Here is a 14,626-nt window from a genome sequence, read left to right as displayed (position 1 = left end):
TGATAAAAATAAACAAAATTAAAACAATGATAAAATGTATATTTGAATATAGGGGGAAAAAATATAAAGTTGAAGATGCAATTCCCAATTGCTTAGAAAAAGAAAAGACAATGATTTTATATAAAGATGGTAGCTATTCAGACGATGTTTATAGAGCTGGATTAATAAGAATACGATATGGCGATGAAGAAATTCCTAAATTACCAAGAGGAAGTAAAGAAATAGAATTGGTAAATATAGAAATAGAATGCAATTAAGCACTTACAAATGTAGGTGCTATTTCTATGTTCAAAATTCAAAGGAGCAGGATTATGTTGTCTTTGCTATAGAAGATTTAAGAAAGTACATGAGGAATCCAAATAAAAGGAAGCGGTGATAATAATGAAAGAAGAGAATGAAGGCGTATAGAAATGAATTAAAAGCTATGTTAGGTATTAATTTAAATGCTCTGAAGCAAATTGAAAGGCGTAAAACATTAGATAAAAACTTATTCGATTATCTAATTGTAAATCTAAATGATGAAAAAATAAAAGAAGAAATTCTTAGTAAAAAAGAGGAACAAGAAGGCAATATTCAATTCGAAATAGATGTAGATAATAAAATTGATTTGTTAGATTATATTGAAGACTTACAATTGAAAATGGGCTTTGATAATGAAGATTATTTAAATGAAGACGGTAAGAAAATTCAAGAAATATATGATCAGATTTATAAACAAACCAATAAATAGCACTTACTTAATTAAAAGGGTAGGTGCTTTTCTTATGCCTAAATATAATTAAGATTGAGAAAAGGTAGCGGGGATATTAGAATCCGATAAGACAAATATATCTGAAACAATGGATATTTTTCTTGCTGGGAATAAGATTACAGCAGAACAATATGCAGAGGTTACATATTTGATTACTCCAATAAGTACTGCATCATATGAAAATAAGAAGTAAGGATAATTTATATATCCTTATCGGACGTGGAATATGATATGCTATTTTATGGAAAGTTAGCTTGACATTGTTAAAGGAAAGTGATATTGTTTAGCTATGGAAAGTAAACTTTACATGGTAGGGAGTGTAAATGTGAAAAATCGTTTAGAGGAAATACGAAAAGAGCACGGCATAAAGCAAGAAGATTTAGCAGTTGTGCTTGAAGTATCAAGGCAAACAATCGGCTCATTGGAAAACGGAAGATACAATCCATCGATTATATTGGCATTTAAAATTGCAAAATATTTTGATATGAGTATCGAAGAAATTTTTATTTATGAGGAGGATGAAATAAAATGAAAAGAAGTATTACACATTACATTGCAATCGTATTTGGATTGTTACTGTTAGGAACAGGGTTATACCTTATTAAAATAAATATTGAAGCACAAGGAATTATGCGAGCACTACCATATGTGTGCATAGGATTGGGATGTGGTATTTTTGGTCATGGCATGGGAGAAATTATCAGTCGCAGAGTAATAAAAAATCATCCTGATATTGAGAAACAAATGAAAATTGACAAACAGGATGAACGTAATGTTGCGATTGGAAATCGTGCAAAAGCTAAGGCGTATGATATGATGATATTTGTATTCGGGGCTTTAATGCTTGCTCTCGCTTTGATGGGTATTGATATGGTAGTTGTTCTTCTTTTAGTTTTTGCGTATTTATTTGTTGTTGGATATGGTATTTATTATCGTTGCAAATTTGATAAAGAAATGTAGATAATAAGCATTATGCTTACACATTATTCTTTTGATAATATAAATAAGAAGGCAAGCTTTTATGAAAATAATCTTTTGGAACCTATTAATACAACAGGAACTAGCAATTAAGTACCGCCATTAAAGAATAATTTAAGAATCGGTATCGCAAATAGTACACATTCAGGTTATGTTGATAAAGGATATATTGAATCAATAGAAATATATGATGATGTCTTGGAATATGAAGCTAAAAAATCAGAAATATAATTAAATAAATCTTCAATTAATATGCCAGTTGGAGAAACAGATAATTTAATTGCAACAACAACACCAGCAGGAGCACAAGTAACATGAAAATCAAGTGATGAATCAATGGCAACAGTAGATGGGACGGGTAAAGTAATAGCAGTAAAAGAAGGACAAGCAACAATAACAGCTCAAATAAAAGATTCAGAAACAAAAGCTACTTGTATTGTAAAGGTAGTATCAAAAGGAATAGATCCAACAAATTCAACTGAACCAACAACAGGTGATGCTAATTTATTTATAGAATTGGTAGATGGAAATATAAAGAGTTATAATGTATCAAGTACTGAAATTACTAAATTTAAGCAATGGTATTTAGATAGAGATAATACTAAGTCAAATAAGCCATATTATGAATTTTCTAAAGGTGATTATAATATGCCTTGTTTGCTTGAAGCAATATTATATCATAGATATAATACGGTATAAGGGGGAGATGCATTGAAAAAAATTATTATAATTTTATGTGTATTCTGGATGGGATTTATATTTTATATGTCGAGTACTAATGGTGAGATTTCACATCAACAAAGTACTGAAGTAGTTAATTTAATTAAAAATACTGAAACAAAACTGCAAACTAAGGGTGAAAATGAAACAATAAATAAAAATACTATTAATCAACAACAAGTGAATGAGAATAACTTAGATTATGTAATTAGAAAAAATGCTCATGCATTTATGTATATGATATTAGCATTTTTAGTAAGTGGTTTATTCTTCATTTTTAATAAAAGAGGAAAAGATGCAATAGTTTATATATTATTTATTTGTTTGTTTTATGCTGTAACTGATGAATTTCACCAATCTTTTGTACTAGGAAGAACTTCTTTAGTTAGTGACGTTTTAGTCGATTTCGGAGGAACTTTAATAGGATTAACATTTTTTTATCTAACTTATTATAAGATATATGAAAGATATTCGATTAAGAGAAAAGAAAGTTTAAAAATATAAAAATTCAATATACAAAGTTAAGGGAGCAATACTCTCCTTTTTAGTTGTCATAGGAATATAATACGCTTTAGATTATCTATATACTCGTGAGACTAAATAAATTAACCATCGGTATTTTACGCATTAAATAGCAGGTTTGACGTCGGCACTTGCTTTCATAAGCATCCACCAATAAAAAAATCAGGGGTTCCAAATTCCTTGTTGATGCGAATCAAGATGTATATCTATCTGCACGTAAGAAGTGCTATAATAAAATTAAACATATTATTCAGTTAATAAAAATGAAAGGGGAAATTCATATGAATCAGGAACAAATGGATCGAATCCATGCTGGAAAAGGGTTTATCGCTGCGTTGGACCAGAGTGGAGGTAGTACTCCCACTGCACTTCTGCAGTATGGAATTTCGAAAGACTGCTATTCAAATGACGAAGAAATGCTCAATTTAGTACACGAAATGAGAACTCGTATTATCACGGATCCTGCATTCAATTCTAAGCACATTTTAGGTGCTATTTTATTTGAAAACACTATGGATCGTAAGGTTGGTGATCAATTTACCGCGGATTTTCTTTGGGAGAACAAGAGCGTTGTGCCTTTTTTAAAGATCGATAAAGGACTCGCTGAACTTGAAAACGGTGTTCAACTCATGAAACTGATTCCAAATTTGAAAGAACTCTTAAAACGGGCGATTGAAAAAAACATTTTTGGGACAAAAATGCGTTCAGTAATTAAAGAAGCTAATTCAGAAGGAATTCGAAAAATAGTTGAGCAACAGTTTGATATTGGCAAGAAAATATCTGAAGCTGGGTTGGTTCCAATTATAGAACCGGAGATTGATATCCACAGCGCGGATAAGGAAAAATCAGAAAAACTATTAAAATCTGAAATTTTTAATCAATTAGCTGCCCTTGACAAAGACGTCAAAGTCATGCTTAAACTTTCAATACCTACAGAAGATAACTTCTATCACGATTTAATGGATAATCCGCATGTTGTACGGGTTGTGGCTTTATCAGGAGGGTACACTCAAAGTGAAGCAAATGAAAAACTTGCGCACAATAACGGACTGATTGCTAGTTTCTCTCGCGCCTTATCACAAGGATTGACTGCCCAACAAACAGACAAAGAATTCAATCTAATGCTATCCGATTCGATTCGGACAATTTATGAAGCATCCATCAAATAATGTAGATATTTATTCTGAAAATTACTACTATCTATGACACTATAGATTTATATTTGGCAAGAAAATAATGTTTTTTTATATGAACATTATCTTCAGTCTATTAATTCGCATTTAGTAAAAATAAATAACAAATTATAATGCCGTATTATTCAATAAAATGAATTTGCGGTATTTTGCTATGTCATAGGAAATGCGAATAAATAATTATAAGTCTAATTTCTTATTTCTAAATTAAAAATATACTTGAATATTATAATATTTATTACACAAAATATATCTGAGAGGTAGGTGTGTAATGAAGAAATTTACTATTTTATTCTTAATTTTTTTATGTTTATCCTTTAATTTTTTTGAAGTTACAACTTTTGCTGTAACTCCTACCAATGTTTTGAAAGAAGGTGTTTATACATTATCTGATTTGAATATATCACTCGATAATTTTTACGATATTACAAATGTTTCGTCAAATGAAGATGCTTATGTACTTATTTTTGATGAAAATTATGTTATAATGCAATCTCTAAGATTATCACCAAGTATAAAAAGTTTTAATTTAATACCTTTGAATCCCAAATATAAACTTGTAGTACTTGGTAAAACAGAAATATATATAAATCCAAGACAAGTTAAATAGTGGAAAAGAAAAAGCTAGTATTGATTGCTGACTTTTTGTATTTATTAAAGTTATTTAGTGATATAACTTCAAAGACTATACTTTAAACATAATAAACATTCCGCCAAAACAAATAATTGAGATAAATATGGATTCTGCCATACTGGATGGGTTAATTATACAACTCAAAAAGATAAGAAAGATATTTGGTATTACTTAGATAAGACTTCATGCCAATTAGCTATTGGATGGAAAAAGGTAGATGGAAGTTGGCATTACTTTAATTCTAATGGGTAAATGCAAATTGGTTGGATTAAAGACAATGGCAAAGATTATTGTTTATATTCTTCAGGAGCTATGATAAATAATGTTGATATGTATGGATATAGATTTGATAGTAATGGAGTTGCAAGTAAAATATAAATTTTTCCAATTCGTTCAGCTAATGTTAAGGAAAGGCATTTATAATAATATTTGTGAGAGGGTTTTGATATTGTTTAAAGGGTAATATAAACAAAATTAAGGGTAGTGTGGAGATTAAGTTTTCTATGCTACCCTTATTTTTTTGTTTTAATAAATTAATTAATGAATAACTTATTTAATTTTTAGGGTATGGGAGTTAATCTTGTACCCTTTATTTTTTTGTAACAATATATTAATTAAACATTTACACGATTGACAAGCAACTGACAAAAACTAATGATAATATAAGTATATTGAAAGGATGTTTGATATTATGGTAAAAGAAAATGAGGAATTAGAAATTATGCATAAAGTCACATCAAAAGAGAAAAAAATATTTAAAAGAGCATTAGATGAAATAAAGGGATGGAACTTTAACCCTATAGCAGTAGTTACTAATGGCATAGAAGGTTACTATTTTATTTGTAAGGTAAAAACAATAATAGATAACTTGCAAATGAAAATGGCGCGAATATATATTAAAATTCAAGAAGGTAATAAACCGAGATTGTTAAGTATAGAAGAGATAGCATAATAAAAATTTTTAGAGGTAGGTTAGACGTTAATGTTTAATCTGCCTAATTTTTTATTTTGTGAAAAACTTGTCTAAATCAAAGTGTTGCACATAAAAAATATCGCAAATTCATTTTGATACATATAGTTGTCGTCTCTTCTGAATATACCTAAATTAATAGATGGTTTGCTCCAACTACTGGTTTTTATGTTTAAATTTTAATATTCACCTTTTTTCTCAGTTAATTTTAAGGTTTAAGTTGTACAATCTTTAAAGATAGAGTTTTTATATTGGTTTTAACTAGTTTGAACTCTAAATTAAGAAAGAAGGTGCTTATAAATGAATATATCAGGAATTTTTAATTCAACATATTCCAATAATGTTACTAGTACTAAACAATTACAAGACGTTGATAAAGTATCCAATACCACTAAAACTCAAAACATACAAAAACCAGATGCTATGTCAAGTGCTACTATAACAAACGGTGGAGATCATCATTTTGAAGCTAAAGCCTAAATAAAAAAAGAGATAGTATTTGTGCTTTAAAAAATACTATCTCTATGAAAATTTAGAAAAGCAGTAGCCAGGAGCAACTACTGCTTTTATTGTCATAATTAACTTTAAATAGAGATTAGCGCAGTTATAGTTTATTCAAAAAGAACATGAAAAATACATTTAAATAATAGTAATTTTTCAGGTGGATATGAAGGTTGATACTGACTTCAAATATATTAGAAAAATATATAAGAGCTGTAAAATAATAATGCTTTTAATTCTAATAATTATAACTATAATATAATATTAAGGCGGTGATTTTATGAGTGATATAAATATAAAAGCATTAATAGAAACAATAAAAGACCTTCCTGAAGAGAAGCAAGAAACAATATTATATTTGGCAGAAATATTCCCAGACGAAGAAGATACTATTACTAATTATGTTAAAAATGAATTAAATAGATAAAAAGATGCAGTCATTAATTTGGCTGCATCTTTTTTGAAAATATTTTATTAGGAGACATATGAAAAATATGCATTTAGTATATTTGACAAAACTTTCTATTAATATACAATTATGTTATAAAGAACTAAGGAGTAATTTAAAATGAGAAAGAAATTATACTATGAAATATTTATTGCTATATTGTCATTGATAGCTTGTGCAATAAATGGAAAAGGATATTAATTATGAAAAAAGAGATAAATTAGTAACAATATTATATTCATATGTAGCCATGTTCAATTTACCAGAATGTGTGCCGTTTGGATATATCAAAATACAGGAAATAAGTCCTTTATTTCCACTCATAGATGATAAGGACTTTTGGAATAAACTAAATTCAGCATTTATAGGATACTGTAATATGGATATACCAAAATTAGAAGAATACTTGACTAAATCTACAATGAAAGTTGATACAGACCTAGTTATAAATTTTTTTGAGTTAATTAAAGTAAAGAAAGGACAGTCATAAATTGCCGTTTTTTACTTTTTTAATCTATAATTTTATTATAACCTATGTACATTTCCCAAATATAGTATATAATAAAATTGTTAATTAAAACATATTGTGTAAGTAAACCCCATCATAATTTAACTGTTAAGATGGAATTTATTTTTACAATAAATAGGTTTTAGTCTATTATTTTTATTATAAATAATAGCGTAAAAGGTCTAAAAAAGAGCGTGAAAGTGTATTTTGTTTTAGTCCATGTTTAGTAATATAGAATCAGAATGTTTATTTTTATGATAAAAATAAACTCTGCAATGGTTGATTGGGGTTCCAAAATTGCAGATTCAAAATGGAGGGGCGGGGCTATAACAATGTTTGATAATGAAATCATGACACAAGGAGAAAAAATAAGGAAATACAGAATGAATATACTTGGGGCAACTCAAGATGAAATTGCTCAAGGAGTATGTACAACGACGTGGCTAAGCAAAATTGAAAATAATAAACGGAATCCAACGGAAAGCTTAGCTATAGGGATTGCTGAAAATTTTAATAAAATTGTGAAAAAGAAAGGAATAAATCTATCATTAATTACGCCAGATGAACTTATGAAAGATGAAGATGAACAAGCAAATCATATTTTCATTAATATTATGAAGGAATTAAAAGAAATTAAAGAAATTAAGGCATTTGATGAAAAGTTATTGAAAGCTGAAGAACTAATTGAAAAGTATAAAATTACAGATAATAATAAAATGGAGTTGTATAAATCGTCTGCGGATTATTACTATTATAAACATAGTTATACTAAAAGTGATTATATGTGTGATATTGGATTAAAGATAAGTATTAATTGCCAAAATAGTTTCGAGGAAGTAACTTTTTATATATATAAATCCAGAAATAATATATTTACCGATAATTACGTTAAAGCATTACAACAATTAGATTACGCAGAAAAGCTAAATCGTGATATAGGCAATTGTGAACTTTCTATAATGATACAGTTTTACAAGGCAACGACATATAAAAAGCTAGGTGAGTATGATACCGCTTTAGAATATTTTAAAATACTAAAGCAATTTAAAATTAATGATTGTAATATGTTATTAAGAGTGAAAATGAATCATGCGAATTGCTTGAATGATTATCATAAGTTTGACGAAGCAGAAAAAGAATACAAGGAAACTCTAGATATTGCTATGGAATGTGATGATAAAGATTTTATATCTATGATTTATAGAAATTTATCTGAATTATACGTTAATAAAAAAAATCACAAGTCAGCTTTAATGTATATCAAAGAATCTTTGTCATATAATTGTTGTAATGAAGACCGTGGAGAGTATCTATATTTTGCAAGCAAAATACTTCAAAATTTAAATAAAGAGTTTGAAACGTATCTTTTAGAGGCGTTAGAGATATGCGAACAAAGAGATAGAGAAAAATTAAATTTAATTGAAAAAATACTCTATGAGTTGGTGCTTATTTATATAAAAAAAGAAGATAAGGAAAATTTAATGCTAATAGCGGATAGAGCAAAAGAATTAAATATAGATTATTCTTTAATTTATTTAGAAATTGGAGCGTATTATAGAAGTCGAAATGAAGAAAAAAGTATGTATTTCTATAAGAAATCAAAAGAAAAAATAAAACAGATTAAAGGAATTTAAAAAAAATAATTTTTTTATCGCAAATTCTATTATTATGCTACAATGTTAAACCAAGTATTTGTCGACTTGATTCAGCTTTTGAAGGAGGTGAATTTTATGAAAAAAATTGTACTAGCAGTAATAGCAATGTCAATGTTATTAACAAATGTTGCGTTTGCTTCAACAAAAACTATACATACTAAGAATGCTAAAGATAGTACAGTATCTAGCGTGACACAAAACAATGTATATCATTTAGACACATACGATGCGCAGTAATAACAAGATAAGTAACAAAAAACACTATAAAACTTAATGAAAAATATGGAAATAAGTATGGAAGAACTTTAACTAAATTTAAGTAGATTTAGTTAAAGTTTTTTAAATTTGTAAAATAAAAGAAGTAAATATATAATTGAGTTCATAGGAAGCATTTAAAATAAATAAGTAAATGAGAAGATAGTATTAATAGAGAAAATTGAAATTTGTTGTTGTTTCTGTAAGAACACCAGCTTGTATGTTGAAAAAGAAATCCATAGTAACTTAAAGCTATTTTACACTACTATTATGGAAATGGAGGAATTAAAGTTGAAAAATAATGAAGCCATTTCTAAGCTTAATCAAGCTATGGAAAAAACTAGGGCAGATCTATACAAGGTTATTGAAATATATGGGCGGGGTTCTAATGAGGTGGTAATTTCCAGTCAAAAGTTAGATGAATTGATTGTTAATGCATACAAAGAACAACTCAATACAAACAATGAATAATATATATAGAAAGGTGGGGCTTGGGTGGTAATTAGGGAATCCATAGAAATATTTAGGGAAGATACTTCAATCAAAAATTTTAAAAAAGAAATTAAATTATTGGAAAGTGCTGGATATAAAGTATATGAGGAGCATGAGAACTATGTGTGTTTTTACCAAACTGCAACGGTAGTCGATTCGGATTTACTCATTAATAAAAAAATGCAAGTGAAAATATAAGAGAGTCAACAAAGAGCCACTTTTGTTCTTAAGTAAAGTAGGTGATTATAAATTAAAAAAACTTAAAATCAAACAAGAAAATCATATTACATTTGAAAAGTTTATTGATTTTCTTACATTGCTATGATAATATTAAATATACATTAAAAATTTTGCGATTGGAAGCTATGAAAAATTCTTTTTATGTGGGCACTTTGAGAATTTAGAGCTAGTTGTGCAACCGACCAATTTAAACTAATTAATTTTTTAATTAATAGTTTCAATGGGTCTTTTTTATTTACATATTAAATGAGATTAAGATGGGAAATAAGGTATGAGATTTAATAATCAGTGTATAATAAACTGAAAGAAGGAGGGCTGAAAAGTAATGAATGAGAAACAAAAAAATGTATTAGTAGTTGACGATATTGCAAGTATTAGAACTTTTATAAGACTTATTTTAGAAGCTGAAAATTACAATGTATTTGAAGCATCTAATGGTGAAGAAGGAATTGAGGTTTATAAAAAATTAGGTAATATTGATTTGATAATTACGGATATATATATGCCAAAAAAAAGTGGGTTAGAACTTGTAGTAGAACTAAGAGAAGAATATAAAGATATAAACGTAATTGTTATTTCTGATGGTGGTAAAAATAATTTTTCCAATGAATTAGGTGTTTGTGAAGCGCTTGGGGCTACTTATTTTATAGAAAAGGATTTAATTATCGATGAGTTGATTAAATTAGTAAATAAAGTATTTACTAATGTGTAGAAATTTTAATATTTGGCTGTTTTATATATAAGGCACAATCAAAAAAATAACAAGTCCATTTGCCAGCCTATTTTCCATCATGCTGCGTCGACAAATTGACCAAATAGGCCAGCTATGAGGACAATTCGTCTCCTTACCTGATGAAAAATATTCATGGCAACTTTGGACTTGTTATTTATTTTCATGTGCCTAATGAGAATAAAGAGTTTAACTAAATTGAATAGTAATTATTAAGGACTCACATTTTTTGTGAGTTCTTTTTAAATTTTAAGGTTTTCTTAAGATTTTAAGGTACTTAAATTTAACAATTTAACTGTATTATAAGTATAAAGGGAAGGTGAGGAAATGGGAAATATAATTAAAATTAATATGTATGCAGAAATGAAAAGAAAAAATAACAGTAAATTAAAATTAGAAACTGTAGAAGAAGCCATTTGGGAATACAACAGTTGGATAAAAAAGACTAACAGAGAGGATAAAATAGAGAACTATGAAAGATTTTTGCAAGCTCAATAATTATTTTTAGAGGTAGGTTAGACGTTAATGTTTAATCTACCTTTTTATTTATTGAAATTTTATATGTATACAAATAAATATTGATAAATTTGGATTAAGGTGGTAAACTAATTTTATTCTAGTCTATAACTATAGACAATGTAATTTTAAGGAGATGTTTAAGTTTGAATATTTCAAAAATACCACAATCTGAATTAAATGTCATGAAGGTGGTTTGGGCAAGTAATGATGCAATATCATCAAAAGAGGTTATTACTAAGCTACAAGAAAAAAATAGTTGGAAGAGAACAACTACATTAACTTTATTAGCCAAATTAGTTCGAAAAGAATTTTTAAGTGCAGAAAAAATTAAAATGTACACTTATTACACTGCATTAATAAGTAAAAAAGAGTATTTAGAATTTGAAACAAAATATTTTTTCACAAATATTCATGAAAATTCTTTGAAAAGTTTAATTACAGCATTGCATGAAAATAATGAAATTACTAATGAGGATTTAAATGATTTAGAAAACTGGATTAAAAATAAGGACGAATGATTGTGGAGTTAGGGGGAGACTATGATTGAAATAGTGATTGTTAATATACTAAGGACAACAATAATTAGCAGTATAGGAATTTGTTTAATATTGCTATTAAAGAAAACATTATTTAAAGAATATACTAAAAACTTTAATTATTATATTTGGCTCATAGTTATATTTAGAATGATTTTACCTTTTGAAATTCCAATATATATAGGAACTAATTCTATAATTTCTAATAACATAGAAATTAATAATTCATTTGATAATATAAAGTTAGTCAGTAATTCAGTAAGTAATATGCAATCAATTAATTATCCTCTTAATAATACTCAAGCTATTGAAACTACAAAACAATTTACAAACAATTTTAATATGTTAGAAATTCTAGGTTATTTGTGGTTAGTTATAACAATAATAATTGTAACATATAGAATTTTCACATATATAAAATTTAAAAACACTATCATAGATTTATCATTAGGTATAGGAGATAGAAAAATTAGAAAAATATATAATAGTTTACGAATTGAAATGAAAATAAATAAAAATATTCAATTAAAAGTTTCAGATTACACATGTGTGCCACTTGGAATTGGATTTTTTAAATCTTATATAGTATTGCCTAATATTCATTATGAAGAAAAAGAAGCAGAATGGATTTTAAAACATGAGCTTATGCATTATAAAAAGAAGGATATATTATATAAATTTTTAGTTATGGCTACAACTTCAATTTATTGGTTCAATCCTTTTATATATGTAATGAATAGATATATAAATATTGAATGTGAACTAGCCTGTGATGAAAGAATACTTTATAGCTGTGATTTTAAAGAAAGACAAAATTATGCGTTAACACTTATAAATTCATTAAAACATAAAGAAAGTAATTTCCTGGAAAATAATTTATCAACAAAACTTGGAAATAAGACGGTATTGGAAAGAAGGTTTGAAAGTATGTTTAATAAAAAAACTAAAAAGGGTACATTAATTGGAATACTAGCTATAATATTAGCTACTTCCTCATTTGGTATAATATCAAATAAGAATGGCTTAGATATTTTAGGAAGCAAAGAAGTAGAAGCCAGTACTGTAGAAGCTAATGAAGATTCAATTCAATCATATGAAATTGAAAACAGGGATAACAATCAAAATGAAAAGATTATAGTTAAACCTACGATTCCACAATGGTCATTGGAACAGACTACAGGTGCAAACATGGTAGATATTGATTATGCCTCAGATAATATGGTAATATTTCATGGATATTTTGGTCTTTTTGTATATGATTTAAATAAATTAGATATTGTGCGAAGTTTAGATTTGAAACCAATTCATTGTGATTATACACAAGGCGATTCATATTGTGAAGTAGAAGTGAGTAAAGATGGTAAAACTGTACAGTTACATGCTAATGATAGTGAAAAAATGTACATCTACTATGTATCTGATAATACTTTATGTGAAACAAACTATAGGCCTATGGAGAATTCTTTTCAAAGTCAACTTGTAGAGATAGGAAAAGCTATAAATAAACGTAATGGAGCATTAAGTTATTATGCAGTTCAATTTGATTCTGGGGAATATGGATATTTAACTTCTGGGGAAGGGACGCTTAAAACATTAGATTATGTGCGTGGTGATAAGATATATTCATTGTTTAAATCAGCTAAAAAGTCATATGCTAAGAGTAATGATTCGGAAAAAGTGGGAGAAATATCGCCTACAGTTGACAATAATTTAATTGATAACGAAACAATAATAAGTGAGGATTCAAAAGGTGGAGTAGTTAAATTATTACCTATGCCAGGGGCAGATTCAGACAAAGTACAAGAAATACCATTACCTGTACCTGATACTAAATCAAAAGTAGCAGTGAGCTTTTTGGATTAAAGGAAAAGTTTCATAATTATAAGAGATTTAAAACATTAGAAATTGTTAAATTATATTTGACAACTGCAGAAGTAAGTTAAAAGGACATTTGTGAAATATATGAGATTACAGGGGGGATTTAATGATAGAGAGAAAAAAAGTAGTTCGTAATATAGTCATAGTTTTTATGATAACATTATTATTTTTTATAGTCGGAACACCGAGATACCAGTCTATGAAAATTAAAAGTGAAGGTTTTTCAGATTTAGAAAATAAGTTGAAAGAAACTGTGTTTGATAATTCTGAAATAGACATAAAGAAACTAACAAATTTTGATTGGGATGAATGTTATGTATTTAATCCATACTATCCATCAAAAGAAGTTTATGAAAAGGTTGGAGTAGAATGGACAAACACAAAAACATTTATTGGATTTCTTATGATTCATGATGTGGAAAATGAAACCTCGAATGATGATCAATTTTTGATAGTATTTAAAAAAGAAAATAAGGTTGTTCTAGCAAAAATATATAGTTTAAATGAACTACCTGTTATTTTAAAGTTGGAAGACAATAAATTTACAAGTAGTAATGCAAAATTTTTAGTAACAGTTTCAAAACAATATGATGAAGGCAAAATCAAAGAGTTAGTTTTAAAAAATTAAATAAGAATTATTTTAAAGTTTCAGATATCTTTCTAGTAAATATGATACCAAGTTAAATTCAAGGCATTCAGTAATATAAAGAGTATAATTAATAACACAAAAAAGGACAACTTGTTAGGGAGTAACAAGTTGTCTTTATATTGGTTAATAGGGATAAATATTAATGAAAAATACTTTATGATATTATTATAAGGTTCAAATGTGACAGAAATATGACAATCTATAAAAAATAAAAATTTAGAGAATATAAATAGAAATTTGTATAATAAAAGAATGGCTTATTATTTTAATAAGCCATTCTAAAATGGAGATAATTATTATTTAAGGGGTAAATAATAATGTTTTAACTACTTTATAATATTATTATAATCTCTTTTTGTGACAGTATTGTGACAGATTTATAATACTAATTTAAATATTAATAAATTAATATTAGGATTTTTTTGATCTAAAATATTATGGAAAAAC

General features: G+C 27.0%; 22 protein-coding genes, 1 pseudogene and 1 riboswitch. All 23 genes and pseudogenes read left to right on the top strand.

What is annotated here, in order from left to right; translation table 11 throughout:
* Positions 1–26: 26 nt before the first annotated feature.
* A complete protein-coding gene (locus tag psyc5s11_RS16405) occupies positions 27–257 on the top strand; it encodes a hypothetical protein (protein WP_224033573.1) in 231 nt (76 codons plus the stop codon).
* A gap of 137 nt (positions 258–394) precedes the next feature.
* Positions 395–730 carry a hypothetical protein gene (locus tag psyc5s11_RS16400; RefSeq protein ID WP_224033572.1) on the top strand — a complete coding sequence of 112 codons (336 nt, stop codon included), beginning with the start codon at positions 395–397 and terminating at the stop codon, positions 728–730.
* Between the two features lie 346 nt (positions 731–1,076).
* Positions 1,077–1,283 (top strand): helix-turn-helix transcriptional regulator, encoded by a 207-nt coding sequence (locus psyc5s11_RS16395; protein ID WP_224033571.1) that lies wholly within the window; start codon positions 1,077–1,079, stop codon positions 1,281–1,283.
* Complete coding sequence (locus psyc5s11_RS16390; RefSeq protein ID WP_224033570.1) at positions 1,280–1,711, top strand: DUF6442 family protein; 432 nt, start codon at positions 1,280–1,282, stop codon at positions 1,709–1,711. The genes psyc5s11_RS16395 and psyc5s11_RS16390 overlap by 4 nt, the downstream gene beginning before the upstream one ends.
* A 351-nt stretch (positions 1,712–2,062) precedes the next feature.
* A pseudogene (locus psyc5s11_RS16385) lies at positions 2,063–2,428 on the top strand (Ig-like domain-containing protein); the annotation flags it as partial.
* Between the two features lie 12 nt (positions 2,429–2,440).
* Positions 2,441–2,953 (top strand): VanZ family protein, encoded by a 513-nt coding sequence (locus psyc5s11_RS16380; RefSeq protein WP_224033568.1) that lies wholly within the window; start codon positions 2,441–2,443, stop codon positions 2,951–2,953.
* Positions 2,954–3,252: 299 nt separating this feature from the next.
* Positions 3,253–4,140 (top strand): fructose bisphosphate aldolase, encoded by an 888-nt coding sequence (locus tag psyc5s11_RS16375; RefSeq protein WP_224033567.1) that lies wholly within the window; start codon positions 3,253–3,255, stop codon positions 4,138–4,140.
* Positions 4,141–4,435: 295 nt separating this feature from the next.
* Positions 4,436–4,774, top strand: coding sequence for a hypothetical protein (locus tag psyc5s11_RS16370; protein ID WP_224033566.1), 339 nt, complete (start codon positions 4,436–4,438; stop codon positions 4,772–4,774).
* Between the two features lie 183 nt (positions 4,775–4,957).
* On the top strand, positions 4,958–5,050 hold the full coding sequence (locus psyc5s11_RS28110; protein ID WP_311196451.1) for a hypothetical protein: 93 nt from the start codon (positions 4,958–4,960) through the stop codon (positions 5,048–5,050).
* The gene (locus psyc5s11_RS16360) at positions 5,051–5,176 is read left to right on the top strand and encodes a hypothetical protein (RefSeq protein WP_224033565.1); all 126 of its coding nucleotides are present in this window, start codon (positions 5,051–5,053) and stop codon (positions 5,174–5,176) included. It begins immediately after the preceding gene.
* 313 nt (positions 5,177–5,489) lie between these two features.
* Complete coding sequence (locus psyc5s11_RS16355) at positions 5,490–5,750, top strand: hypothetical protein (RefSeq protein ID WP_224033564.1); 261 nt, start codon at positions 5,490–5,492, stop codon at positions 5,748–5,750.
* Positions 5,751–6,068: 318 nt separating this feature from the next.
* Positions 6,069–6,248 (top strand): hypothetical protein, encoded by a 180-nt coding sequence (locus psyc5s11_RS16350; protein ID WP_224033563.1) that lies wholly within the window; start codon positions 6,069–6,071, stop codon positions 6,246–6,248.
* A 301-nt stretch (positions 6,249–6,549) separates the two neighbouring features.
* Positions 6,550–6,696: a hypothetical protein gene (locus psyc5s11_RS16345; RefSeq protein ID WP_224033562.1), complete on the top strand. Its 147-nt coding sequence runs from the start codon at positions 6,550–6,552 to the stop codon at positions 6,694–6,696.
* A 205-nt stretch (positions 6,697–6,901) separates the two neighbouring features.
* A complete protein-coding gene (locus psyc5s11_RS16340; RefSeq protein ID WP_224033561.1) occupies positions 6,902–7,207 on the top strand; it encodes a hypothetical protein in 306 nt (101 codons plus the stop codon).
* A 350-nt stretch (positions 7,208–7,557) separates the two neighbouring features.
* On the top strand, positions 7,558–8,859 hold the full coding sequence (locus psyc5s11_RS16335; protein ID WP_224038206.1) for a helix-turn-helix domain-containing protein: 1,302 nt from the start codon (positions 7,558–7,560) through the stop codon (positions 8,857–8,859).
* Positions 8,860–8,955: 96 nt separating this feature from the next.
* Positions 8,956–9,117: a hypothetical protein gene (locus psyc5s11_RS16330; RefSeq protein WP_224033560.1), complete on the top strand. Its 162-nt coding sequence runs from the start codon at positions 8,956–8,958 to the stop codon at positions 9,115–9,117.
* 288 nt (positions 9,118–9,405) lie between these two features.
* Positions 9,406–9,606, top strand: coding sequence for an aspartyl-phosphate phosphatase Spo0E family protein (locus tag psyc5s11_RS16325; RefSeq protein ID WP_375541958.1), 201 nt, complete (start codon positions 9,406–9,408; stop codon positions 9,604–9,606).
* Positions 9,607–9,630: 24 nt separating this feature from the next.
* Entirely contained in the window at positions 9,631–9,825 is a 195-nt protein-coding gene (locus psyc5s11_RS16320; protein ID WP_224033559.1) for a hypothetical protein, read from the top strand.
* 151 nt (positions 9,826–9,976) lie between these two features.
* Positions 9,977–10,060: riboswitch (cyclic di-GMP riboswitch) on the top strand.
* A gap of 132 nt (positions 10,061–10,192) precedes the next feature.
* The gene (locus tag psyc5s11_RS16315) at positions 10,193–10,579 is read left to right on the top strand and encodes a response regulator (RefSeq protein WP_224033558.1); all 387 of its coding nucleotides are present in this window, start codon (positions 10,193–10,195) and stop codon (positions 10,577–10,579) included.
* 345 nt (positions 10,580–10,924) lie between these two features.
* Positions 10,925–11,095 (top strand): hypothetical protein, encoded by a 171-nt coding sequence (locus psyc5s11_RS16310; RefSeq protein ID WP_224033557.1) that lies wholly within the window; start codon positions 10,925–10,927, stop codon positions 11,093–11,095.
* A gap of 164 nt (positions 11,096–11,259) precedes the next feature.
* Entirely contained in the window at positions 11,260–11,634 is a 375-nt protein-coding gene (locus psyc5s11_RS16305; RefSeq protein ID WP_224033556.1) for a BlaI/MecI/CopY family transcriptional regulator, read from the top strand.
* A gap of 21 nt (positions 11,635–11,655) precedes the next feature.
* On the top strand, positions 11,656–13,515 hold the full coding sequence (locus psyc5s11_RS16300) for a M56 family metallopeptidase (RefSeq protein WP_224033555.1): 1,860 nt from the start codon (positions 11,656–11,658) through the stop codon (positions 13,513–13,515).
* A 121-nt stretch (positions 13,516–13,636) separates the two neighbouring features.
* A complete protein-coding gene (locus psyc5s11_RS16295) occupies positions 13,637–14,158 on the top strand; it encodes a hypothetical protein (RefSeq protein ID WP_224033554.1) in 522 nt (173 codons plus the stop codon).
* The last annotated feature ends 468 nt before the right edge of the window (positions 14,159–14,626 follow it).

Origin of the sequence: Clostridium gelidum (genome assembly GCF_019977655.1) — a bacterium.
Classification (GTDB): domain Bacteria; phylum Bacillota; class Clostridia; order Clostridiales; family Clostridiaceae; genus Clostridium; species Clostridium gelidum.
Note: the sequence above shows the minus strand (reverse complement) of the source record. Positions and strands in the feature narration are given on the sequence as shown.

Coding starts and splice junctions, on each gene's coding strand:
- psyc5s11_RS16405 (WP_224033573.1), top strand. CDS start 27: ATGATAAAATGTATATTTGAATATAGGGGGAAAAAATATAAAGTTGAA.
- psyc5s11_RS16400 (WP_224033572.1), top strand. CDS start 395: ATGAAGGCGTATAGAAATGAATTAAAAGCTATGTTAGGTATTAATTTA.
- psyc5s11_RS16390 (WP_224033570.1), top strand. CDS start 1,280: ATGAAAAGAAGTATTACACATTACATTGCAATCGTATTTGGATTGTTA.
- psyc5s11_RS16375 (WP_224033567.1), top strand. CDS start 3,253: ATGAATCAGGAACAAATGGATCGAATCCATGCTGGAAAAGGGTTTATC.
- psyc5s11_RS16370 (WP_224033566.1), top strand. CDS start 4,436: ATGAAGAAATTTACTATTTTATTCTTAATTTTTTTATGTTTATCCTTT.
- psyc5s11_RS16360 (WP_224033565.1), top strand. CDS start 5,051: ATGCAAATTGGTTGGATTAAAGACAATGGCAAAGATTATTGTTTATAT.
- psyc5s11_RS16355 (WP_224033564.1), top strand. CDS start 5,490: ATGGTAAAAGAAAATGAGGAATTAGAAATTATGCATAAAGTCACATCA.
- psyc5s11_RS16350 (WP_224033563.1), top strand. CDS start 6,069: ATGAATATATCAGGAATTTTTAATTCAACATATTCCAATAATGTTACT.
- psyc5s11_RS16345 (WP_224033562.1), top strand. CDS start 6,550: ATGAGTGATATAAATATAAAAGCATTAATAGAAACAATAAAAGACCTT.
- psyc5s11_RS16340 (WP_224033561.1), top strand. CDS start 6,902: ATGGAAAAGGATATTAATTATGAAAAAAGAGATAAATTAGTAACAATA.
- psyc5s11_RS16335 (WP_224038206.1), top strand. CDS start 7,558: ATGTTTGATAATGAAATCATGACACAAGGAGAAAAAATAAGGAAATAC.
- psyc5s11_RS16330 (WP_224033560.1), top strand. CDS start 8,956: ATGAAAAAAATTGTACTAGCAGTAATAGCAATGTCAATGTTATTAACA.
- psyc5s11_RS16325 (WP_375541958.1), top strand. CDS start 9,406: ATGGAAATGGAGGAATTAAAGTTGAAAAATAATGAAGCCATTTCTAAG.
- psyc5s11_RS16315 (WP_224033558.1), top strand. CDS start 10,193: ATGAATGAGAAACAAAAAAATGTATTAGTAGTTGACGATATTGCAAGT.
- psyc5s11_RS16310 (WP_224033557.1), top strand. CDS start 10,925: ATGGGAAATATAATTAAAATTAATATGTATGCAGAAATGAAAAGAAAA.
- psyc5s11_RS16300 (WP_224033555.1), top strand. CDS start 11,656: ATGATTGAAATAGTGATTGTTAATATACTAAGGACAACAATAATTAGC.
- psyc5s11_RS16295 (WP_224033554.1), top strand. CDS start 13,637: ATGATAGAGAGAAAAAAAGTAGTTCGTAATATAGTCATAGTTTTTATG.